Here is a 24,253-nt window from a genome sequence, read left to right as displayed (position 1 = left end):
TGAATGTTATAGCGTTATTACTACATTAATTTCATACCAAGTTTGTTATATAAAAGCGGTTAAGTAATATGAATGTTATAGCGTTATTACTACATTAATTTCATACCAAGTTTGTTACATAAAAGCGGTTAAGTAAGATGAATGTTATAGCGTTATTACTACATTAATTTGTTATATATAAAAGTGATTAAATAATAATATGGACGATAATTGTAAAACCACACTTTCCAGCAAATTAATTACTCAAAAGAGACCAAATAATATGCAAGATTGCATAATTCCTGATGTTTATTTTGTAACCGGAACAGATACTGATGTGGGTAAAACCGTTTGCTGTCAAGCTCTGTTACAAGCGGCTAATAAACAAAAACGTCGTACCTTAGCCTATAAGCCTATTGCGGCAGGGTGTGAACAGACTCCATACGGATTACGTAACCATGATGCAGCGCTTCTGCAAAAGACCTGTAATTTAGAAGTTGCTTATAAACTAGTTAATCCTATTGCGTTTACACTCGCCATCGCGCCACATATAGCCGCACAATTAGAAAACAAACCCATTGAGCAGTCTTATATTTCTCAAGGTTTAGAAAGATTAAAGTCCTTAAAGAGTGATTTGATTATTGTTGAAGGGGCTGGTGGATGGCGTTTGCCGTTAAATGCGCATGAAACGTTATCGGATTGGGTCGTAACACAAAAATTATCTGTCATATTGGTCGTTGGCATGAAATTGGGTTGTTTAAATCATGCGATTTTAACCTATGAAAGTATTATTAATGATGGGTTAAAGGTAGTGGGGTGGATCGCCAATCAAGTCGAAAAAAATATGCCATATTATGCGCTTAATATAGAAATGTTAAAACATAAGATTAACGCGCCTATGATAGCGGAAATCCCCCATTTACAAAATATAAATGAACAGGATCTGTCCGCTTATGTTGATTTTAATTTTGCAGCTAAGCGAATAATTTGAGCGACACTTTCTTTTGATAAAAGCACTTGGCTTATAGAAAAAAGACCAGAGTAGACTCGCTCAATTTTATTAGCGTAAAGACAGACACTTCCTCTAAAAAAAAGAATATTACTTATTTATGGCTGGTGGATTTTTGCCATAAATAAGATTTAAGGCAAAAATCAAACAGACCCAACCTACAGGCCAATTATCTATTCAACAAACAGACCCAACCTACCATGCATGAGAAAAGAAATAAATAACATCGGACAGTAAATAAACGGATTACAATGTCTTTTTTATCACAGGTGGGTAAAGATTAATCGATCATTCAACAAAAACATAACATATGAACATTGGTTATGCATTGCTCTGATATATATCAGTTATAATCAAGCTTAATAAATCGTTATGTTTAATAAAAAGGAATTATCATGAAGAAGCACATTAAATTAATTATTGCGGCGGCAGTTGCTGTATCCAGCGTTGTTAGCATTCCAGCATTTGCAAAGCAAACAGTCAAAGTAGGGATGTCAGGTAATTATGTCCCTTTTACTTTCTCATCAAAAGACGTATTACAAGGTTTTGAAATTGATCTGTGGAATGAAATTGCGCTACGTTCCGACTATGACGTAAAGTTTGTTTTATCTAGTTTTTCAGGTTTGTTCGGAATGCTTGAAGCCGGCCACATTGATACAATTTCCAACCAGATAACCATTACGCCTGCACGTTTAGAGCAGTATGCCTTTACAACTCCGTATGTCGTTGATGGTGTTCAAATTGTGACTAAAAAGGACCGTGACGATATAAATTCAGTGGCTGATCTTAAGGGTAAAAAAGTAGCGGTGAATTTAGGCAGTAATTTTGAAGAGACGTTACGTGCTAATGATCCTAAACAAGAAATCGATATTATTACTTATGATACAGGTTTCGTACAGGATGTTGTTATCGGACGTACCGATGCTTTTATTATGGATCGCGTTGGCTCTGCGGCTTTAATCAAAAAATCGGGTTTACCTTTAAAGCTTGCTGGAAAACCCTTTGAAACAATAGAAAACGCAATGCCATTTTTAAACAAACCCGAACAGTTAGCTATTCGAGATACAGTAAACGCGGCGTTATTAAGTATGGGAAATGACGGTACATTAGCGAAAATTTCTATCAAATGGTTAGGTTCAGATGTAACTCAATAAACCCTACAACCTAGCGACTGAAATTTCAGTCGCTTAGTTAAATAGTTATCTACTTTTTCAATATTAATACGAGCCATTTCCTATGCAAATGCCATTAGATGTTCAATATATTCTTGAACTATTACCGATTTTACTTAAATATCTTAGCGTCACCATGGAAATGGCCATCCTGGGTTTTTGCTTTGCAATCATACTTGCTGTCATTTTAGCGATAGTTCGAGTATTTAAATTACCCGTATTGCACAACTTTGCGGGTTTATTTATTTCCTTTTTCCGTGGCACGCCTCTGTTAGTGCAACTTTTTTTATTGTATTACGGTTTACCACAAGTAATGCCAATATTTGCAGGGGTAGATGCATTTAGTGCTGCGATCATTGGTTTATCATTACATTTTTCAGCCTATATGGCTGAAAGTATTCGCGCCGCCATTATGGGTGTTAATAAAAGTCAGATGGAAGCTTGTTTAAGTATTGGAATGACCAGATTACAAGCAATGCGCAGAATCATATTACCGCAAGCTGCTCGAGTAGCGACACCGTCGTTAATGAATTATTTTATTGATATGATCAAAAGTACCTCCTTGGCATTTACTTTGGGGGTGGCTGAAATAATGGCCAAGGCGCAAATGGAAGCCTCATCCAGCTTTAAATACTTCGAAAGTTTTTTAGCCGTTGCACTTATTTACTGGGCTGTTATTGAAATATTTTCACGTCTGCAGCATTATCTTGAAATTCGTATGAACAGAGCTTACTAATGATTAAAGTACAAAACCTAAGCAAAAAATTTGCCGATAACATGGTATTAAACGGGATTGATTTCGAAGTCGCACATGGCGAAATTGTGGTCATTATCGGTCCATCGGGTACCGGAAAATCGACATTATTACGCTGTTTAAATTATCTGGAAATTCCAACTTCAGGGGTTATTGAGATAGCGGATGTGAAAGTTGACAGTGCAACCGCGACAGCAGCACAAATTACCAATCTGCGTAAAAAAAGTAGCTTTGTATTTCAAAATTACTCTTTATTTGCCAATAAAACCGCACTGCAGAATGTCGCTGAAAGTTTGATCACCGTTTGGAAAGAGCCAAAATTAGTAGCCTTAAAACAAGCTGAAACGATTTTACAACAAGTGGGACTTGGCGAAAAAATTCATCAATATCCATCGCAATTATCAGGTGGTCAGCAACAACGAGTTGGCATTGCGCGTGCAATGGCTGCAAAAGGTGAAGTTATTCTGTTTGATGAACCCACCTCATCGCTTGATCCTGAATGGGTTGATGAAGTGTTGGCAGTCATGAAACAATTAGCAGTGCAAAAACAGACCATGATTATTGTTACCCATGAGATGCAGTTTGCGCGAGAAGTTGCTAATCGAGTTATCTTTATGGAAGGCGGAAATATCGTCGAGCAGGGAACGCCAAAACAGATATTTGAAAAACCGCAACATCAACGCACCAAAGAATTCGTTGGCCGCTCGGTGAAACAAAACTTATCGGCACTTGATTCCGCCATGCTTTAACTTTCTAATAAAGGTAATAAAGAGACACCTACAAAAAAGCCTTTTATGAATGCATAAAAGGCTTTTTTTATAATGAGCAAATCTGATTATTTGTTAACTAAAAAATAATAAGAAAGACTTAGTCTTGACGACTTGTAACTTCTAATAAGTGGTAACCGAACTGAGTTTTAACGGGACCCTGAACAGAGCCTACGTCTGCACTAAATACTACGGTATCAAATTCTGGCACCATCATACCTGGTCCGAATTCTCCTAACGCGCCGCCTTGAGCACCCGATGGGCATGAAGAATGTTTTTTAGCAAGATCAGCGAAATCGCTACCCGCTTCAATTTGTTGTTTAATATCGAGACAGCTTTCTTCAGAACTTACTAATATATGACGTGCACTTGCTAAAGCCATTTTATTTTCCTTTTGAGTTATGTAATCGACAACGATAAATTATTTTGACTCATCAAGCAAACCGTTATTGTTTGATTTTAATATTTATTTTAAATCTAGCCTTGAAAAAGCAAATTATAGCCATATTATGTCTTTGTTGATTCATCCATTTGAGGTTTTTATGAAACGTATCGCTTTATTTTTGCTGACAAATTTAGCCGTCATGCTGGTCTTAGGTATCGTACTGAGTTTAGTTTTTAAGTTTACGGGCTTAGACTCACGAAGTACCGGAGGTCTGCTGGCATTGGCCGCTGTTTTCGGTTTTGGAGGGGCGTTTATCTCTTTAGCTATGTCAAAGTGGATAGCTAAACGCAGTACCGGTGCAGTGGTCATTACTCAAGCTAACACTGAAACTGAACGCTGGCTGGTTAATACCGTCGCAGCTCAAGCTAAAAAGGCTGGAATTAGTTGTCCTGAAGTGGCCATTTATAATGCGCCTGATATGAATGCTTTTGCCACAGGCATGAATAAAAATAAAGCCTTAGTTGCCGTTAGTTCTGGTTTATTGCAATCCATGACACGCGATGAAGCAGAAGCGGTTTTAGCCCATGAAGTCAGTCATATTGCGAGCGGTGATATGGTAACAATGACGCTGCTTCAAGGTGTGGTGAATACCTTTGTTATATTTATTGCCCGTGTTTTAGGCAATATGATAGACAGTGCACTAAACAATAATAATTCTGAATCCGAAGGGCGTGGATTTTCTTATTATATTATTGTGTTTGTTTTAGAAATGCTCTTTGGCGTATTGGCAAGTACGATCGTCATGTACTACTCCCGACAACGAGAATTTAGTGCCGATTCGGGTGCCGCTAAATTAGTTGGTAAAAATAAAATGATTGCCGCATTAAAGCGCTTACAAAAAGGTTCTGAGCCTCATCTGGAAGGTAATATGATGGCATTCGGTATTTCAGGGAAACGCAGTGGCGGGTTATTTATGTCTCACCCGCCATTAGAAAGTCGTATCAAAGCACTGCAAGAAGCCCGATAATTTATCACCACTATTAAATAAAAAACGCCGTTATACCACAAAATAGCGGCGTTTTTATCTGTCCTTATTTTATTTTTCTGCCACAATCTGCAATGCATTAATCAGTACGTGAGTAGGGTTCCTATTGGGCAAAACAGCCTAATATTGAAAAACCTATGAATACTGCAGAGTATGCACTTTTTTCTGTCTTTTTATTAAAAATACCCTTCGGTATGCATTGGAAGAACTATTATTAATTGTATGAAAATTTATAAAATTTTATTTTTATTATTAGCGTTGCTTGTGCATGGAAGCCTTCATGCGGATGTTATATTCTCAATAAAAGGAATGGATAATAAAGATGTAAAAGAAAACATAGTTGTTTTTTTGAAGGCATTATCACAACCTCAGAATGCTAATAGCCAAAGTTATTTACAACAAGTACAAAGTTCAACCCGGCAAGCGGTCACGGCTTTAGGCTATTATCAAACGAACCTCGACATTAATGTCACCGGCGAAACAGGTAAACAGACCATTACACTGCTGGTTGACCTTGGAGTGGCTACCCGTATTAGCGGGTTAAATTTAAAACTGCTCGGCGAGGGCAGTTCGAATCCCGATTTTTTAAAGATAGTTAAAAATTTTCCACTTAAAAAAAATGATGTTCTGCACCATGGTAAATATGAGCAAGGGAAAAGCAAACTAAAAAACATGGCACAACAACGTGGATATTTTGATGCGAAATTTGTCCAAGCATCCGTTGAGGTTATCTCCAAAAATAACAGCGCGACCGTTAACATCAGTTTTGATACCGGGATTCGCTACCAGTTTGGTGAATTGTTTTTTTCTCCGGAAGATTTACCCGCCAAAAAATTTGTTTCTTCATTACAAAACTTTAAAACTGGCGATCCCTACGATTCTCAAACCTTAATGAAATTTAATACGGAAACAAATAGAACGGGTTATTTTAAAAATATCTCCATTGTACCGGAAATTAAAAAAAAGCAGGGCCGCCAGATTCCGCTTTTAGTGCTTGCTAAAATGCGCCCTAAAGACTCCTTTAATGCCGGTCTTGGGGTTAGTACCGATGAAGGTATTCGAGGTAAATTCCGCTGGACCAGACCCTGGATAAATCAATATGGCCATAGCATAGTGGGTAATGTTGTTGCCTCCGTGCCGCAGCAAGAAGCCTCCTTAGCTTATAACATTCCTATTAGTGATCCTCTTAACCATTATTACTCGATTAAAACAGGTTATAAATTTGTTGATGATAATGATACCAATACCCAACAATATTTATTCAGTGTCGGTCGCTATAAGCGCTTAGAAAATAATTGGTTACGCAATGTCTTTATTCGTTATGACAAAGAGTCCGGCGTGCAGGGTCAGCAGGGTTTCTCAACTGAATTAATTATGCCGGGGGTAAGTTTTAGTCGCACCAGATTACGTGGTGGTCTTCATCCAACTTGGGGAGACACCCAACAATACGAGGTCGCCGTGGCCCATAAAGATTTGTTTTCAAGTTCTGATTTATTAAAGCTTTACGGGAAAGCAAAATTTTTGCGTAGCTATAACCAACAGCAATTTTTCAGCACCACGGAAGTGGGCGCGCTTTATACTGACTCTATCTATAACGTTCCAGCGTCCATGCGCTTTTTTGCCGGGGGAGATCAAAGTATTCGCGGTTACAGTTACGAAAGCATTTCTCCTGAAGATGATGATGGATATTTAATCGGCGGAAAATATCTCGCCGTGCAAAGTTTAGAATACCGTTTCCCGGTGGCCGCTAATTGGAAGTTGGCCACCTTTATTGATGCGGGAACCGCGACCTCTACCTTCAGCGAACCGATTTCCGTTGGCGCGGGTCTTGGTATTGTTTGGTCGTCTCCAATCGGCCCGGTTAGATTTTATGTGGCAGCGCCCGTGAACAATGACAATACAACGCTTAATAAATGGATGATACACTTTATGATCGGACCTGAATTATGAGTACCAAGTTAAAAATAAAGTTAATATGTAGAAAAACTTTTTTAACGTTATTGTTATTAATTATATTTACCGTCGCCAGTGTAACGGCTATTTTATTTACACATTCAGGTACTAATCTTGCGATTAAACTGGCAACCAAATTTGAACCGCGACTTGCCGTCACACTTGATTCAGGCAGTTTATTTTTGAATCCCCATTATTCGAATATCAGTTGGAAATCTGATTTTTTTTCGATCTCTTTTTCTAAATTAGAATACGCTTTTGATTGGTCATGTGCTTTTACAAAAATTTGTGTCGAAAAGCTGCATGCCGATGAGATGGATATTGTTTTAGATTTAGATGAAACCAAGCCGCCGACAGAAGCCGAAATTAAAGCACTGGCGGATAATCCCTTTACCTCGCTACAACTACCGATCTTTATAGATATTCAATCTCTTATTTTAAATAATAGTTCTTTTACACTGCCTGGCACATTATCAGTTGCAAGCAAACGTTGGGAAATCCAGGCCCAAGGTTTTAGAGATAATGTGACCATTTTTAATTCAATCACCGAGGGTCTAGTGGTTGATTTACCCGGCAGCAAAGCAGCGGCAGAAACAACAAAAGAAACAAATAATTTAATGCCATTAAACTCATTGCCTGCACTGGTAAGTGAACAGAATTTATCGGCGATCTCATCCTTTTTTAATTTAGATATTAAAAATATCCAAATTTCAGACTTCAAATTAACCCAAGGTGACCAGCAACCCCTCGTTTCGATAAATTCGGCACAGTCAGCATTACGATTCTTTTATAACAAATTAGAAGTGGATCAATTCAGCATTGATATGCCCGAGGCAGATCTGGACTTAATGGGGGAAATAAATTTTACCGGAAAATATCCACTAGCAGTCCAATTAACCGGCAGCATTAAAGATATCAAAAACATACAGCCGAACTCTCTTCTCAACGCGCAGCATTTTAGCTTAAAAAGCAGTGGCGATTTTTCTAATTTAAAAACAGATTTACAGCTTAGCAATAAAATAACAGCGCAAATGAAATTAGATGTAAATTTATTCGCCGATAATTTACCTTACAGTCTAACCCTTGATTGGCAAAAATTAGGTTGGCCTTTGGATGGAAAATCTGCGTATTTTTCACCAAAAGGGCAGTTAAGCAGCCAGGGGAAACTAAATGATTATCAGCTCAATTTACAGACTGATTATGAATTAGAGAATATGCCCGCTGGAAAAATAGATTTAAAAGCGGCAGGGGATTTACAAAAATTAAATGTAAATAACTTAACAATAAATACCCTTAACGGATTATTGAAATTAACCGGTTTACTGGACTGGTCAAAAAAAATCACCTGGCAGGGTCAATTAGATATTGAAAATATCGATTTAAAACAACTCAAAACAGAATACACAGGCCAATTTAACGGAAAATTAAAACAACATGTTGCTATTGAGTTAAACGACAATAAAGCACCAGGCTGGTTAGTCTCTATTCCGGAAATGGCGATTGATGGTCAATTTTTAAAGCGTCCCTTTGCGATTAATGGTGCTATTAATGGCAACGACAAAGAAGGATTAATGTTACAAAATGTTTACCTGCATAATGCCGACAACCAAATTCTTATTAATGGCAAACTCGCACAACAGAATGATTTGACTGTTGCAGTTGATATTAAAGATCTAAGCCATGCGTTACTTAACAGCACTGGTATCATCAAGGGGGAAGTTAAAATACAGGGCCCGATGGACGCCATTAAGGTCAGCTCTGATTTACAAGCAGATGCGCTCCGTTATGATACATCCTCCCTCAACTCATTAAAGCTTAATGGGCAACTCCTGCTCTCAAAACAGCCCCAAGCCACTCTTGTTGTACAGGCCAAAAAACTCGAGGTTGCCGAACAGCTTATTGATACCATTGATATCAACGTCAAAAATACTGGCCGCAGTGCACAGGGTGAAAATCATCAGATTGATCTTCAAGTGGTCAGTGACATTATCTCCAGTGATATGCAAATACAATTAAAACAGATCGGCGATAAATGGTTAACGGCCGTGAGCGCCGCTGTTGTAGATCTTCATAAACAAAAATTGACCCTGGATACTCCCTTTGATGTCGTTATCGAAGGACAAAATGTGCAACTGACAGCACATTGCTGGACAGCTTCAAGTAACAGCATCAAAGATAATGGCAAGTTATGCCTGAAAAAATTAAATATAGGTGAAACTAATAATATTATACTGCAGATAGACTCCTACCTTTTGGCGGGTCTTGATGAAATATTACCTGAAAAAATCAGCTTTGATGGTGCCGTTTCGGCTAATGCCGATCTAAGCTGGCAAGGAAATGATAAACCGGCCGGTAATATAACAATCTCTTCTACCGATATGAAAATGAAACTACATCTTGTGCCCCTTGCTCCAGGTGATAAAAATATTGTTGAGTATCCGGTTGATACCTTTGCTATCAATGTCGTTTCCGACCAGAAAAATACAGATTTTTCAGCCAAAATTTCATCAAAAAATTTACTCAATGCACAGCTAAAAGGTCAATTAAAAAATACGACCAATAACCCGAATATAAAGGCCAGTGTCGATCTTGAGGTGTCAGATTTTTCGCCTTTCAGCGTTCTTATTCCCGAACTTGAAAAGTTATCTGGTATGTTAAGCGCAAATGTAAGCATCAACGGAGCCATTAAAAATCCGCTTGTTAATGGTGAAATCCATGTGAAAGATACCTCAATTAAGGCAGTAGGGGCTCCAATCCAATTACATGATTTAAATACTATGATTAAAATAAATAACCAATCTGCCACCTTAGAAGGTTATTTTGATACTAATGGTCGAGATCCCGCCAGCAAAGAAAACAACAAAGTATTCAAATTTATAAATAAAACAGTCAGTCTTGTTGATACTTCGCTTAAATTTGTGACTTCGCCACTGCAGAAAAATAAAACCATAAACAAAGAAGATATAGAAAAGGGGAAGTCGTATATTAGCGGTGAGTTTGACTGGCAAGATAAGTTTAAAGGTAAAGTTAATTTACAAGGAAATCAGATGGTTATAAATGATTATTCTAAAATTTATCTACTGGTCAGTCCAAATTTGGAATTAACCTTTGATCAAAATATTAATTTAACAGGGGACATCCTTGTTGATCAGGGAAAAATAACCGTAAAAGAGTTGCCTGCAGGATCAGTTTCAACCTCGAAAGACATTGTGGTGGTTGATATCAAACAGAAACCTAATGCAACTGACTTACCGATAATGATGAATTTAACCTTGGATCTTGGATCAAAATTACAAATTGAAGCCCTTGGTTTGGATACATCGGTAACGGGTGCTTTATTAATCAGGAAACGATTAAATAAAGATCTCACCATACATGGTGACTTAAAGCTTGTTGATGGCAGTTATCGCGCATTAGGCCAACAATTAGTATTACAAAATAGCAGAATAATATTTCAGGGGATTCCTGAATCGCCCTATATTTCAATTGAAGCCATCCGCGATCCTAATAAAGTAGAAGATGATGTTACAGCGGGAATCCGGGTAAGCGGCACGCCAGATAAACTTGAACTGGTCATTTTCTCTGATCCCAGCATGTCTCAGCAGGATGCATTAGCCTATATAACACGCGGTAAATCAATAACAAATAGCCTTAACAGCCAGGAAGACAATCAATATACCAATATGCTAATTAATTTTGGGGCAGGGCAAACGTCTGAAGTCATGGGGGATTTCGGTAATAAAGTCGGTATAAGTGATTTATCGCTTACTTCAGGCGGTGAAGGAGATGGCCAGACGGTCGGTGTCAGTGGCTATATTGCCCCAAATTTAGAGCTCAGTTATGGGGTTGGCGTATTTGATAGCTTTACCATATTTTCAATTCGTTACGAATTGTTTGAACGATTTTTTATTGAAGCATCGAATGGCTTAAATCAAGCTGTTGATGTTTATTATCAATGGGATAACGAATAATCTGCAACTATTGATTAGGCGTAAATAGTGCTGTTATTAGTATTAAACGCAGAAATTAAACACCGTTATTTATTGGTTTTATCAACGAAACCAGCCGGTAATAAAAGGGGGCTTGTTACAAAATTTTATTGGAAAGTGTAAAAATGCTTGATTTCACGTAACCAGTAAAAAAAACAACTGGTTATACATACAGTTAAAAATGACTGCCCGTAAAATCCTGACATACTGAGCTTAAGTCATCATTAAATTTAGTAACTAGAATGCAGATATTGACAGATACTGGGTTAAATTAAGTTTCTAATCATTCGAATAAACGTGCAGAACTTAAAATTAATGGATTTGGTATTAGATACTTAGTGAGTGTTAGTCAGTTAGGTTATGAATGTCTAAGCAAAAAATGAAGTAAGTTAACTGTGCCAGTTAAATCTAAACTTAAACCATTAATCAGCTGCGGAAATAAGATTAATTGATAATAGGCCGAATAAGAACAAGCTAAGAAGATTGAAAAATAACTTTAGATTCCAACACGGATTTTCCCGCTAAAATCTATGGATAGTAACAGCCGCAAAGAGCTCAAGTTGACTCAATACTAATGTTTCCTGTGTCAGCGCCCCAAATCAATCGTACATATCATGACTTCTGTCTTCGTTTTTTATTAAATAGGCTATAAAGTCATGCTCAGTTATTCAAAACTACTTCAGGTTGAAATTTCCATAAAAAAAGGGGCTCAATTGAAGAGCCCATGAACCTTAACTACTTGGATACTATTGTTATTTTTTCCACCTTTTTGATTTGGGTTTAACTGTTTACCACGATTACCACGATTTTGGTCATGTTGGCGATTGGTTCCGGATATCCCTTTATTACTGTTACTCGATTCCGCAGTTTTTAATTTTAAAGATGGCACGAAACTTTTCGGCTTTTCATATCAATAAGATATATTCATTAATTTAAACCGTGGATAAAAAATCTATTTTTTCAAAAAAATGTAACCATTTGAATTTCAAACAAGTAAAGTTTCATGGTCAAAGCCATAACAAAAAACTGCGGAATCGAGTGTTAGGAATGTTAGCTGCGCTTAGGACTTAAAGCCTTCTTAAAAAAGACTCATCAACCTAACATTACCCCCATTTTACTTACAGATTGTGCTTCAATACTACATGATCAACTAAATTCACACACCCAAATAGAAACTTCCCCCATTAAAAAATAGTATTTGTTAAACATGTAGTTACTTGCGTTGTTAATTAGTAATGAAACAATTATAATTATTTTTTCATTAAATAATCAAGCAATTAAAAACAAAAAAGCATAATTTTGTTATTGAGGTGAGCGTTTCAGTATCAGGCCATCCCAGTCATTATCAAAATATTTCATCACTCGTTCTACACAAATAATTTAACACAAGCTTGTGATCATACATTACATACCGATTTTGTTTATCTTGTTGCTACCAGTTGCCGTTAAACAAAAAACAAAGGGAATACAAATGAGCCTTAAAAAATTTGCAGTATCTAAAGCTAGAGTTTTACCTGTCATTATCTTGGCTGATACAAGTGGGAGTATGTCTATTGATGGAAAAATTCAATCGTTGAACCAAGCAATGAAAGACATGATTGGAACATTTTCTGATGAAGGTAGAACGAGAGCCGAGATAAATGTTGCAGTTATTACTTTCGGTGGTGAAGCTGCGCTACATTTACCATTAACTCCAGCCCACCAAATTAAACAATCGAATGATCTGGTTGCATCTGGTGGTACCCCATTAGGTGAAGCATGTTTACTAGCTAAAGAGTTAATTGAAGACAAAAAAATCATAGACTCAAGAGCATATAAACCCGTAATAATTTTATTATCAGATGGTCATCCAACGGATGATTATACTCAAGCATTTGGTGAATTGATTAATAGTGAACGAGCAAAAAAGGCTACACGTTTAGCTTTATCTATTGGTGCTGATGCTGATGATAGTATTTTGAGTGATTTTAATAATGATCTAGAGGCACCTCTATTTTATGCAAAAAATGCTAGTGATATTCATCGTTTCTTTCGTGCAGTTACAATGAGTGTATCAAGCCATTCTAAAAGTCAGACTCCGAATGAACCATTGACATTGAACTTCTCTAACGTTGCCGAAGGTAAACTTGTTGAAGATGATTTTGAATTAGATTTTTAGGCTATGTCAAAATTTGTGAATGTGTCAGTTATTGGTCCTGGCCATCTAGGTGATGGCCTACCAAATCAGGATGCAACTGGTTATTTTAATGACGGTAATTATTGGGCAATTATTGTGTGTGACGGCATGGGGTCTAGAGTCCATGCCGAGACAGGTTCATATACTGCCGTTGAGTCTATAAAAGCAGTATTGATAAATGCTGATTTTGAATCCTCTTCTAAAGAAATAATAGGGGCGTTTTATCAGCATTGGCTTGATAAATTAAAGAACTATTCGATAAAACCAAATGATGCTGCCACGACAGTATTGGTTGCTTGGGGCAGTAATAACGGAATATTTCGATATTTTCAGTTGGGTGATGGAGTCATTAGTACGAGGCATAAGGTTATTACTCCAAGATCTAGTGATCAGTTTTCAAATTTAACAACAGGACTAGGTATATCAAAAAAATATAGTGATTGGAGTGTTGGAAAAGAAGAGTTATCACCAACAGACAATACATTATTGCTAATGAGTGACGGCATTAGTGAAGATATTTTAGACCACAATGCCTTTACAGATGCACTCGCAATATTTTCTAAAAACAAATCATCAAGACGAATTAAAAAGCATTTAAAAAAATTATTTGTTGATTGGCCTACCCCTTTCCATGTTGATGATAAAAGTTTAGCTATGGTGATATTTAATGACAAAAGATAAAAAAAAGATCGTATACGATAGTTTAGGTAATGAATACGAACTAACAGGAAAGGTTGGTGAAGGTGGCCAAGGCATGGTCTGTAGCACTGACCGTAAGAATATTTTAGTTAAAGTTATTAACACGAGTAATAAAACTAAAATAGATAAAGCAATCAAAAAAATACAATGGGTATCTCAGCAAAGCCTTGGTGATTTGAATATAGCTTTGCCAAAGATTGCTATTACTAGACCAAAACAAGGTTATGTAATGGAATTAATGGACGGTCTTATTTCTTTACAAACAGTAATCGATCAGAGTTTTAATGATTTGCAAGAGAATGAAAGTACTGAAGAGTATTTGAAAAGTGGCGGGGTTGAGAGACGAATTAAATTGTTATTAGCGATAACGACAACTCTTTCAGAGCTTCATTCTCGAGGTTATGCATATGGCGATCTATCTCCTGAAAATATTTTTGTCTCGGAAAATATTGCGCATTCACAAGTTTGGTTTATTGATTGTGACAATATTAGTTTCAATGAACGTGAAGGTGATGCTTCCTTCTACACCCCCAGTTACGGAGCGCCGGAAATCGTTAAGGATCAGCAAAATGTTAATTGTTTGACTGATGCTTGGTCATTTGCTGTTATTGCGTTCGAGTTATTAACGCATCAGCATCCTTTTAAAGGTTTGTATGTTGATGATGGTGAACCGGAGGTTGTAGAGCAACAAGCATTTGAAGGTGAATTACCTTGGGTGTATGACTTAGAAGATTTCTCGAATGAATCAGTCGGTGGAATCCCTTTAGATTTGGTTGCTAATACAAATATTATTGGCTTATTTAGGCAATGTTTTGAAGAAGGAAAAAATAATCCGTTAAAAAGGCCATCGTTAAGTCAATGGCGTATGGTTTTACAAGAGGCAATAGATCAAACAATTCATTGTCAGCATTGTCGTCACCAGTTCTTTTATTCATCGAATGAAACAGAGCAAATATGCCCGTTTTGTGACTCGGTAGCAGAGCCTAATACTTTTAAAGTGTTTGAGCAGGTTATTGTTGATGATCAAGGTGAGTTTTGCCTGATAAATAATATACGCATTCTAAATATGGACTGCACTCAAAACTATAATTCATCGCCGTATGCAACAGAACTTTGGAATGACTCGGCTACACAATTAGAAGTTCGCTGGTGTGAAGATAAAATTCATTTAAAGCCAGTTAATGGATCAAAGGTTCTTATTCATAAAGGTGATAATAGTCGAGAGTTTACGCGTGAAGCACCACTTCCATTGAGCAATAGTACAATTGGAATACCGTATTACGTATCAACTTGGAATCCTTCTAAAATTACCAGCGATGAACATTTGAATTTAATTCAGAGCTATCGCTGGCGCTTTGTGTGAGGTAACTGATGAAAATATTAGAATCAAATCTACTAGAAGCTGATGTTGTTGAATTAACTTTATATAACCCATCTCAAGCGAGTAAAGGCTGGGTTATAGGTGAAACTGCCGAGGTACTTGAAGATAATGGAGCATTTTACCTTAAGCAAAATGATCTGTTTGAAGAGGTTACATTCTCAAACCTATCTTTAGCCAAAGCTGCAAATAACAATAACCCTCAAATTGTATGTTGTGTTATTTGCTATAAAAATGATGCTTCAATTGCAGTTAGGTTTATGTATTTAAGAGCTGATTATCCAGAAGCAATTAACCTTTATCTAGATTCATCCTCTATCAAAGCGATATCGTTAGCTTCTGGAGTTAATGCCAATTATAAGTCTGCAATTAATTGGTTTACACAGCAGTTCTTTTTAAAGTATAAGCAACAGCCAAAAATGCAAAACATCGGAATGTTTTGTGAGTTATATGCAACAGCTTTAGGGGATAGTTTTAAAATAATTGGGCAAAAATTTGTAGCAAAAGTCATCAAAAATGATAAATATTGGTATATCAATAGCGTTACTCCATTACAAAGAGCACCTGAAATGCTGACTGTATTTTATGGTAGTCATCAGTTAATCGAGTATAAACCAGAAGATTTAACAAATACCCCTCAGCAGCAAAGACTATTAGATCAACATACCAAAGAGCATGGTAGTTACTTTCAATTGTGGCTTAAATATTCTGAAACTCATTGGCAGCAATCATCTCGAATTGCAAAGTCAGCAGGCTACTTATCGTATTCAAAATGCGAAGCTACTTCAAATGAAAAAATTCGCTATGGCTTTATGCTAGGCGACAACCCAATAAACACTTTTTTGGATAATTATAAGGCCGAACTTGAGGCTTTAGGAGAGAGGTTTAGCCTTGATAGTCTTGAGTTACAAGTGGCTCTAGATGCTCCTGATTATTTGACCGGTATTGAATCTTCATTTGATTTTAAAACTAAACAGAGTAAGCAACCAAATTTTTTGTCTGAGTTATCGATTTCAAATGGAACATTAGAAGCGACGTTAACCAAAAGGCCCCCGAAGTCAGGAGTCATCTATATTTCCTTAAACGGTATTCAAGTACAGCAGCAAAGAAAAATGTTGGCTTTTGATCTATTAAGGCAGGGTAATAATCCGCTACCGCAAATTAAGCATATTCTTGAAGGTATGCAGCCTCCTGAACTTAGGCCGAAAAGAATAAAAGCTTTATCGCCTAAGGCTAAGAAGCGATTTAAAGGTCCCCCAACACCACAACAAGAAAAAGCGTTAAAAATTGCTTTGAATACACCTGATATTGCATTAATTATCGGGCCGCCTGGTACAGGTAAAACACAAGTCATTTCAGCTCTTCAACAACGTATAGCGGAAGAAGGGGATAAATTTGGTACAGCAATACAGCACCAAATATTACTTACGAGTTACCAGCATGATGCTGTGAGCAATGTTGTTTCTCGAGCTGGCGTCTTTGGGTTACCGGCAATTAAAGTAGGGGGCCGAGAGAAAAGTAACAATTCGAACTCCGGAATTAGCCATTGGAGAGATGAACGTGCTGAGAAACTAAGTCATGAGGTTGAAGGACAATTAGACCATTTTCCTGCATACAAGTTGTTTCAATCAATTAATGACAATATTTTAGCAATTAGATTATCACGTAAACCTGAACAACTTAAAAACAAATTATTACAATTGAAACATAAATTGAATGATTGGCAGATTGATTATGGTTTCAATATAGAGGCAGCTACGTTAGATGAAATTGAGCAATTGATAACTAGATTTGAAATTTTACCAAGTTTAGATTTGTCTTTTCAACACAGATCTTTTTTATACCGGAAAGTTAGAGCTATTCGTACCAACTTCGAGTCATATGCTGATGATGGTTTATACCGTGCTGAGGATCTGCTTAAAATTCTAAAATCACATTCAGTTACAAGTGTATTTTCAAAGACATTACAACAACTCCTTAATACTAAGTCGTCAGCATCTGATTATATAATGGTAAAAGAAGAATTATTAGAGGCACTTCAGGAACCTTATATGCTGCCTGATGAACGGTATATAACGGATAAAGAAGTAACTCACTTAGAAAGTTTGCAAACAAACTTAGAGCAGCAGCTTGTTAATGATCCAGTTTTAGGTCAATTACATTTCAGGAAAAAATATATCGACACATTGAAGAATCAGCCGGGGATGGTTGAACGTTCAATTTCAGAATATGTCACCGTTTTAGGAGCAACCTGCCAGCAAGCTGCTGGTAATAAAATGGTGTCACTAAAATCTGTAGAGCAAAGTAGCAGTATCACTTTTGACTCAGTCATCGTTGACGAAGCCGCCCGTGCAAATCCGCTTGATTTAATGATACCAATGGCAATGGCCAGGTCTCGAATAGTCTTAGTGGGTGACCATAAACAATTACCTCATATGCTTGAACCTCGTGTAGAAAAAGAGTTACAAGATGACAATGAAATTGAAGTAACTCAAACAGAGTTGTTAAAACAAAGTTTATTTGAACGGCTTTATCATGACTTAACCAAGTTTGAAAAAGAAGGAGGGGCAACCAAGCGTGTTGTCATGCTCGATACTCAGTTTAGGATGCATCCTCTTTTGGGTGACTTCCACAGTAAAGAGTTTTATGAATCGAGTGGTTTACCAGCAGTTAAAGCGGGGCTTAAAGAGAAAGACTTCCCTCTGGATGTACCAGGCTATAAGAATAAATTAGCGACTTGGATAAATGTAGATCAAAGTAAAGGCCGAATGGGATCCCGTAATGGCTCAAAGTATCGCGAGTGTGAAGCTGAAGTTATTGCTGATGAAGCTGAGAAAATTCTAAATGAACGTCCTGATTTATCTGTTGGCATAATAACATTCTATGCAGCTCAGCGTGATGTAATTCAAGAGCTGATGGTAAAAAAAGGAGTACTCAGAAAATCATTTTCTGAGTACTCTCCCGTGGAGGGCTATGACTTACTAGAAAATGGTGACGAGCGATTTAGAGTAGGTTCTGTCGATGCTTTTCAAGGTAAAGAGTTCGATGTCGTTTTATTATCAACGGTAAGGCATTGGAAAAAACCTAAAAAGTTGACACTAGATCAAGTAAATCAACAGTTAGGTTTTTTGCGAATAATTAACCGAATTAATGTGGCGATGAGCCGTCAGAAACGTTTATTAATTGTGGTAGGAGACAAGTCATTAGCATGTGATGAACTTGCTTCCTCGATTGAAATCGAAGAGGGTAATAAACAACAGCTATTGCCTGGTTTTAATGCTTTCTATCAGCTATGTAAAGGGGACTATGGCAATGTTCGCGAATAATTATCTTCAACAATCAGAAAAGCCAAATTATGAAGCACATCAACTACTTTGGCCTGTAAATGTGTGGCAGGTATATACTTCACAGCCTCAGGGACGGCAGCTTAATCTTTTTGAAAAAACCATACTAGAAATATTCAATGTATCAGGTAGACGTCAAGTTACTAACGGACAAGTCGCTAAATGGCTTGGGCTTGAAACTGATATGGTAAGTTATATTGTCACCGCACAGTTAATCCCAAATGGATATTTAGATTCAAAAGGACAAGTAACCGAAAATGGAAAATTACTTTTAGCAGACGAGTTAAATGATAATTTAACCACGGCCTATGTTTTTCAATGTGCAATGACGGGTGAGTGGTTACCAAGAGTCAGTTTTACATTAAATAAAATTTATCCAAGTAGTACAAAGGGCAAGCCGAAGTTTAAATTAAACAGGGGCAGTGACTACGTAGAAATCCCCTTTATTGTAAAATCTACTAATAATTATATTGATCCACCTTCAGAAGAAGAATTGAATAAAATAATTATCAATTTTAGAGATGATCTCTTTATTGCAAAAAACACTCGAGACATAGAATTTGATATTGAAAGAGTTGGTAATTTGACATTAGCTTCTAACGAGGCAACACCTGCATATTTAACCGTTTGGGGAGATATTAGTTGTGGATTTGAATGGACTACCTATGACCCCTTTAATATTTCTACTTATTCTACATGGATGGCTGATCTCTTTAAAAAAGGGTGTGAATCAGATCCATCTTTAGCGCGCTATGCACTCGCAAAATTAGGTGGAACAGATACCACTTTATCCTATGAAGAGGCTTGTCTTAAATTTGCTGAAGCAGCAAAGCTAAAAGTGCTAGTTTCCTACTCCGATGCGGACAAAATTGAGGGGTTAACCGAAGCCCTTTACCCAATGCTAGAAGATCATGAAAAAGTTAAAGAAAGCGATAATCCTAATTATTCAACTAACGCAGCTTTAGTGACTAAGTGCATTATTGTTGTGGAAAATATTTGCGAGTATGTATTGAAACAATATTCACTACAAAATCCTCATCGCTTGCCAAAACCCAACACTAAAAATCCTAAAGAAATCCTTCAAGGTTTAATTGCAAATGCAACAAATATAAATAGTAAAATGCTAGATGAGGTATTAAAGGTTGCGCCATCTAAAGTATTTAATGCCGCTAAATGTAGGAATAGCACTGTTCGAGCGCAACTCGCTGCTATTTTCATTTCCATGGAGTCTTATCCACATCATCCTCTAAGGTTCTTATTAGAAGACCAAACATACTTTGTTGATTTATATAAGCTTACCTTTTTACGTGATGATTGTGCTCACAAAAATCCACCTAAAGTTTCAAATCAAAAAATCAATAAAGCAGTGTCTATGATCGACACTTTTTTAAATAAATTATTTATCGGACTAACAAAAAATGGCTAGAAATAATAAAAGAAATAATAATAAAAAAAATTCTTCAATACCAGAAATTCAAAATAAAACACCAGTAAAATCAAACAAGTTGCTGAATGGTTTACTTAACAAAGTTGGAATTGATATGCCACCAGAGCTTGAAGCTAAGCTTAATGAAGAGCAAAAAATCGAACTGCAAGGATTAACAGAATTGCTTCAGGAATCGATTGCTAAAAACAACCAAACTCAGTTAGATATTGAAGCTAAAGGGAAAGAGCTTGCTAGCCATTTAAGTGAAAGTTTATGCCAACGGCAAAAGCTTAAAATAGGCCATAAAGAAATAGCGACCTTAAGAGTGGATATTAATCTTAAAGCTGAAAATTTAGTTAAGCGAGAAGCTGACTGCTTAAAAATTGAAGAAGAATTGGTCGATCGTGAAGTAAATGCACAAGCTGGATTTGCTATTCAAAGGAAGACATCGTTAGATAAGTTTAAAAGCAATATTAGTGAAGTACAAAGTCAATTAGATAAATTAGAGGAAGATAAGCTATCTCTTGAAGTTAATGCTATATCGAATCAGCGTAAGCAAAAAATTGAATTTGAAAAGCAATTACAAGAGCAATTAAGAGCAGAAGTAGAGTCATTGAATTTGGAGCGGTCTAACCTTGAAAAATTTCAAGAAAAACTAAAATCAGATAAAATTGAGTTAAATAAGCTTAAGCTGCAATACAATTTAGAGCAAGATAATCAAAAGCGTGCAGCAGAAAGCTTACGTATTAAGTTAACTAATGAATTTAAACTTAATGAACAACAACTTACTCAAGAAATTGAATCTTTAAGTCAGAATCGTGAACGTGACTTAGACAAAATAAAATTATTACAGCAAAAGATTAGTGGCTATAAAGAATTAGAGCATGAGGCGACCATTAGAGAGTTCGCTCATCCTAGTGATGTATTAGCTCATTTAGACAATGTTGAGCAAGAATTAAAACAAGCTAGAAGTAAACTTAAAGGTCGCTCGGAGAGTGATCTAGAAGATGATTTAGAGCACTATAAAGAACTAGCAGAAGAAAAAAGTGAATCCTTAGAACAGTTACAGCAAGATTATCAGGAGGCACGTTCTAAGGTTGCAAAGAATACAATTAGCGTGAGAGAAAAACTTGAATTACAGACACAAAAAGATGTGCTCGAACTACACAATCAAACCCTTAAAGTCTCAATAGACAGTCTGAAAGCCACATTAGATGATCTAATAGAAAAGCAACAATCTCAAAAAGCATTTAATGAGCTGATTAAAATGGATCGGAAATTTGCAGAGCCACGCTCAGCAACATCTATTTCATCGTTGAAAGAATTTACAGAAGAGTTACAGCACAGAATTGCTAAGGCGGAAAATGGCATTGTGCTATATTACGATATTAACGATATTAGAAAATTTGTTGCTGGACTTGCTATGAGTCAATTGCATGTGTTTGAGGGAATTTCAGGTACGGGTAAAACAAGTCTAGTAAAAGCTTTTGCAAAAGCTGTTGGTGGTTATGTTACTACCGTGCCGGTACAAGCTGGTTGGCGAGATAGGGATGACTTGATTGGTCATTATAATGCCTTTGAAAAACGTTATTATGAAAAAGAATGTCTGCAAGGCATCTATCGGGCTCATACACCAAGTTATACAAACCGCTTTAATATTATACTACTTGATGAGATGAATCTTTCTCGTCCTGAACAGTATTTTGCAGAATTTTTGTCCGCATTAGAGATGCGCGATGGTGAACGAAATATAGTGTTAATGGATTCATCAACGTCTAATTCGCCTAAATACTTTGTTGAGGAACGTAAAATTCCACTCGCCAATAACACCTGGTTTATGGGTACCGCAAACCATGATGAGACAACCTTTGAATTTGCCGATAAAACGCACGACCGTTCATTTATGATGGAGTTAAAACGTCAGCACAAACCCAAGGGATGGCAGCCTAAAGAAATAAATAAAGATCCAATTGATATTGAGTCTGTAACAACACTATTTGCAAAGGCTAAAAAATCCAACCAACGAGAGGTGACAGAGCTATTAAACAAGCTTAAAAGTTCTGAATTTAGCAAATTATTAGAAAAAGATTTTAGCATTGGTTGGGGCAATAGGTTTGAAGTCCAAGCTCGCTCCTTTATCTCTGTTTATATTGAATGTGGTGGTAGTTCAGTTGAAGCACTAGAACATCTGTTAATTACGCGAGTGTTTCGTAAAGGCAAAGTACTGGGCCGCTTTGATATTTCACAAAATAAAATAGAACGTTTAAGTGAATCACTGGAACAACTACTTGGGAATAGTTGTATTGAATCATCTGATATTTTATTAACTGAAAGCGAATTAAAAGTAGCTGGAGTATTCTAATGAAACTTTATTCGCGTCTAACTGGCACATTGCTATCCGTAGAGCACGATATAACACTGTCATCTGGGCTTTATGTGCTTATGGAGGACAATCAACCAAACAAGCGGAATATTTTGTTTGACGATGGTACAGGCGGGCATCAAGTCGATAAGCTGACGGTTACTTTTGATGCTAACGAACAACATCAAGGGACTGAAGATAAAATAAGATCTGTTGCAGCGTTAGCCGTAGCTTACGACGCGATAGAACATATCAATTCAAAATTTCAAATCCAAGATCTTACTGGTTTTAGCCATTTGTTACCTCCTGAAATTGCAAAATTTATTGCACGTACTGAGTTAGATCAATCGATAGAAAAATCTTTTGAATATGGTATTTTTCAAACAATCAACCAAAGTCCCAGAATGAGCATGCGATATGATGTTGAGCTACTAGCTACCAGTAGGGTAAAGCGCTATGCCTCAAACTATCAAACACATTTAGTAGCGCACTCAGAGTGCTGGCAACAACGTACTTTTACAGGAATTATTCCTAAAAAATTGATGGCTAAAGTCAGTGAAGATGAAATAAAAATTTATGAAAATGTAGTATATGCCCGTTTAATTGATCACCTGCTGCACTATTTAGCAGGGGCTCAAGCAAGACTAAACCAAATTTTGAATATTATAAAAGCTTTCAATGATCTTGATGCTGAAGGTAAGGGGCATCATTATATTACCCAAATAACCAAAGACTGGGGCAGGGCATTTAATGAAAAAGCAGTTGGCTTATTAAAAGAACAAAGCATTGAGCAAATGGATTTTGTGACTAAATATCGTTCCAAACTGATTCAAATGAAAAACGCAGCGTTATATCGGTCAATCCCACAAAATATTCAGGTTGGTATATCATTAAAACCAACTAATATTTTAATGCATGATGATAACTATCAACGAATGGCAAGTGTATGGCGTACATGGTCTAAATTATCATTTAAAGAGCGGCTCAATTCATCTCAAGTCATTGCTCAAAAACAACAGCAACAGAAAGAATATTACGCTTATGTTGTAATGATTGTTAAACAGATATTTGACGATATTGGTTGGCAAACAGATAGTCAAATGGCTTTGTTAAATATTGGTAATGGACTTGAGTTAGTTATTGAACAACATGAACTAGGCGTGCTGAACATAAAGTATAATGGCATAAGTATTAGCCGAATAGTTGTTTTAGCAGAACCACTTTGTGGTAATGACTTAGGAAGTGATAAATCTTTATTTACACATCAAAATAATCCAATAGTACTTATAACACCTCAGCTTCTATACCCACAAAATAGATTAAAGGTTGTTGAGTTATCTCCATTAAATTTGCTCGGCAAAGAGAGACTCGCAAGTGTACTCGTCCAAAGTATTTGGAAGTGGACCTTGGAGGTGTTTAATGCATCGTTACCAGGCAAAGTACCAACACTCATTAAAAAAGAATTACCTGAAAATCATAAGCTAATTAACCCATTAACACAGAAACAAGTAGACCTTGTCAATAACCAAAATAAAAGCAATGTATCAAAATGCATTAGAGCAAAGAATGTAATATCCCATTTTATTCGTTGTTGCCCATATTGTACCCAAAAGGCTAAAGATAAATCATTTACAATCAATGAAAATGGAGATTTTAAAGGTAGCTGTGATAACAAAGAGTGCCGAACTGTTTGGATACACCAGTCCAATCAATCATCATATTTCGTAGTAAATGACGGAAGAGATAGTGGCGATCGTTATACATTTTCTTTATCTGCTGATTAACCCCAATACTTCACAAGCTTGTTAACGCCAC

At 36.6% G+C, this 24,253-nt stretch carries 15 protein-coding genes; 14 read left to right on the top strand and 1 reads right to left on the bottom strand.

The features are described from left to right. Positions 1 to 262 precede the first annotated feature (262 nt). The 4 genes from bioD to CXF72_RS08015 all read left to right on the top strand — a co-directional run bounded on the left by bioD (position 263) and on the right by CXF72_RS08015 (position 3,663). Positions 263 to 970 (top strand): dethiobiotin synthase, encoded by a 708-nt coding sequence (bioD, locus tag CXF72_RS08030; RefSeq protein WP_101038442.1) that lies wholly within the window; start codon positions 263 to 265, stop codon positions 968 to 970. 413 nt (positions 971 to 1,383) lie between these two features. Then, positions 1,384 to 2,142: an amino acid ABC transporter substrate-binding protein gene (locus CXF72_RS08025; protein WP_101038440.1), complete on the top strand. Its 759-nt coding sequence runs from the start codon at positions 1,384 to 1,386 to the stop codon at positions 2,140 to 2,142. A gap of 82 nt (positions 2,143 to 2,224) precedes the next feature. Beyond that, a complete protein-coding gene (locus tag CXF72_RS08020) occupies positions 2,225 to 2,896 on the top strand; it encodes an amino acid ABC transporter permease (protein WP_198552534.1) in 672 nt (223 codons plus the stop codon). Then, complete coding sequence (locus CXF72_RS08015; protein WP_101038438.1) at positions 2,896 to 3,663, top strand: amino acid ABC transporter ATP-binding protein; 768 nt, start codon at positions 2,896 to 2,898, stop codon at positions 3,661 to 3,663. Before CXF72_RS08020 ends, CXF72_RS08015 begins: the two co-directional genes overlap by 1 nt. 118 nt (positions 3,664 to 3,781) lie before the next feature. Here the strand turns inward: CXF72_RS08015 and CXF72_RS08010 are convergent, their stop codons facing one another. Continuing rightward, positions 3,782 to 4,063, bottom strand: a complete 282-nt coding sequence (locus CXF72_RS08010; protein ID WP_101038436.1) for a peptidylprolyl isomerase — start codon at positions 4,061 to 4,063, stop codon at positions 3,782 to 3,784. Positions 4,064 to 4,223: 160 nt separating this feature from the next. Between CXF72_RS08010 and htpX the strand changes: the two genes are divergently transcribed. From htpX to CXF72_RS07955, 10 genes are all read left to right on the top strand, one after another. Beyond that, entirely contained in the window at positions 4,224 to 5,093 is an 870-nt protein-coding gene (htpX, locus tag CXF72_RS08005; RefSeq protein WP_101038477.1) for a protease HtpX, read from the top strand. A gap of 240 nt (positions 5,094 to 5,333) precedes the next feature. Continuing rightward, entirely contained in the window at positions 5,334 to 7,061 is a 1,728-nt protein-coding gene (locus CXF72_RS08000) for an autotransporter assembly complex protein TamA (RefSeq protein ID WP_101038434.1), read from the top strand. Further along, the gene (locus tag CXF72_RS07995; RefSeq protein ID WP_101038432.1) at positions 7,058 to 11,035 is read left to right on the top strand and encodes a translocation/assembly module TamB domain-containing protein; all 3,978 of its coding nucleotides are present in this window, start codon (positions 7,058 to 7,060) and stop codon (positions 11,033 to 11,035) included. The genes CXF72_RS08000 and CXF72_RS07995 overlap by 4 nt, the downstream gene beginning before the upstream one ends. Before the next feature lie 1,489 nt (positions 11,036 to 12,524). Further along, positions 12,525 to 13,211, top strand: coding sequence for a vWA domain-containing protein (locus tag CXF72_RS07985; protein WP_101038428.1), 687 nt, complete (start codon positions 12,525 to 12,527; stop codon positions 13,209 to 13,211). A 3-nt stretch (positions 13,212 to 13,214) separates the two neighbouring features. Further along, the gene (locus tag CXF72_RS07980; protein ID WP_101038426.1) at positions 13,215 to 13,910 is read left to right on the top strand and encodes a PP2C family serine/threonine-protein phosphatase; all 696 of its coding nucleotides are present in this window, start codon (positions 13,215 to 13,217) and stop codon (positions 13,908 to 13,910) included. Then, positions 13,897 to 15,291 carry a protein kinase domain-containing protein gene (locus tag CXF72_RS07975; RefSeq protein ID WP_101038424.1) on the top strand — a complete coding sequence of 465 codons (1,395 nt, stop codon included), beginning with the start codon at positions 13,897 to 13,899 and terminating at the stop codon, positions 15,289 to 15,291. Before CXF72_RS07980 ends, CXF72_RS07975 begins: the two co-directional genes overlap by 14 nt. Before the next feature lie 8 nt (positions 15,292 to 15,299). Next, on the top strand, positions 15,300 to 18,632 hold the full coding sequence (locus tag CXF72_RS07970; protein ID WP_101038422.1) for a DEAD/DEAH box helicase: 3,333 nt from the start codon (positions 15,300 to 15,302) through the stop codon (positions 18,630 to 18,632). Then, the gene (locus tag CXF72_RS07965) at positions 18,619 to 20,076 is read left to right on the top strand and encodes a hypothetical protein (RefSeq protein WP_101038420.1); all 1,458 of its coding nucleotides are present in this window, start codon (positions 18,619 to 18,621) and stop codon (positions 20,074 to 20,076) included. Before CXF72_RS07970 ends, CXF72_RS07965 begins: the two co-directional genes overlap by 14 nt. Beyond that, on the top strand, positions 20,069 to 22,438 hold the full coding sequence (locus tag CXF72_RS07960; protein ID WP_101038418.1) for an AAA family ATPase: 2,370 nt from the start codon (positions 20,069 to 20,071) through the stop codon (positions 22,436 to 22,438). The genes CXF72_RS07965 and CXF72_RS07960 overlap by 8 nt, the downstream gene beginning before the upstream one ends. Then, positions 22,438 to 24,222, top strand: a complete 1,785-nt coding sequence (locus CXF72_RS07955; RefSeq protein ID WP_101038416.1) for a hypothetical protein — start codon at positions 22,438 to 22,440, stop codon at positions 24,220 to 24,222. Before CXF72_RS07960 ends, CXF72_RS07955 begins: the two co-directional genes overlap by 1 nt. Positions 24,223 to 24,253 lie beyond the last annotated feature (31 nt).

The organism is Psychromonas sp. MB-3u-54, assembly GCF_002836415.1.
In the GTDB taxonomy this organism is placed as follows: Bacteria; Pseudomonadota; Gammaproteobacteria; order Enterobacterales; family Psychromonadaceae; genus Psychromonas.
Note: the sequence above shows the minus strand (reverse complement) of the source record. Positions and strands in the feature narration are given on the sequence as shown.

Coding starts and splice junctions, on each gene's coding strand:
- CXF72_RS08015 (WP_101038438.1), top strand. CDS start 2,896: ATGATTAAAGTACAAAACCTAAGCAAAAAATTTGCCGATAACATGGTA.
- htpX (WP_101038477.1), top strand. CDS start 4,224: ATGAAACGTATCGCTTTATTTTTGCTGACAAATTTAGCCGTCATGCTG.
- CXF72_RS08010 (WP_101038436.1), bottom strand. CDS start 4,063: ATGGCTTTAGCAAGTGCACGTCATATATTAGTAAGTTCTGAAGAAAGC.
- bioD (WP_101038442.1), top strand. CDS start 263: ATGCAAGATTGCATAATTCCTGATGTTTATTTTGTAACCGGAACAGAT.
- CXF72_RS07980 (WP_101038426.1), top strand. CDS start 13,215: ATGTCAAAATTTGTGAATGTGTCAGTTATTGGTCCTGGCCATCTAGGT.
- CXF72_RS07995 (WP_101038432.1), top strand. CDS start 7,058: ATGAGTACCAAGTTAAAAATAAAGTTAATATGTAGAAAAACTTTTTTA.
- CXF72_RS07955 (WP_101038416.1), top strand. CDS start 22,438: ATGAAACTTTATTCGCGTCTAACTGGCACATTGCTATCCGTAGAGCAC.
- CXF72_RS08025 (WP_101038440.1), top strand. CDS start 1,384: ATGAAGAAGCACATTAAATTAATTATTGCGGCGGCAGTTGCTGTATCC.
- CXF72_RS07970 (WP_101038422.1), top strand. CDS start 15,300: ATGAAAATATTAGAATCAAATCTACTAGAAGCTGATGTTGTTGAATTA.
- CXF72_RS07975 (WP_101038424.1), top strand. CDS start 13,897: ATGACAAAAGATAAAAAAAAGATCGTATACGATAGTTTAGGTAATGAA.
- CXF72_RS07985 (WP_101038428.1), top strand. CDS start 12,525: ATGAGCCTTAAAAAATTTGCAGTATCTAAAGCTAGAGTTTTACCTGTC.
- CXF72_RS08020 (WP_198552534.1), top strand. CDS start 2,225: ATGCAAATGCCATTAGATGTTCAATATATTCTTGAACTATTACCGATT.
- CXF72_RS08000 (WP_101038434.1), top strand. CDS start 5,334: ATGAAAATTTATAAAATTTTATTTTTATTATTAGCGTTGCTTGTGCAT.
- CXF72_RS07960 (WP_101038418.1), top strand. CDS start 20,069: ATGGCTAGAAATAATAAAAGAAATAATAATAAAAAAAATTCTTCAATA.
- CXF72_RS07965 (WP_101038420.1), top strand. CDS start 18,619: ATGTTCGCGAATAATTATCTTCAACAATCAGAAAAGCCAAATTATGAA.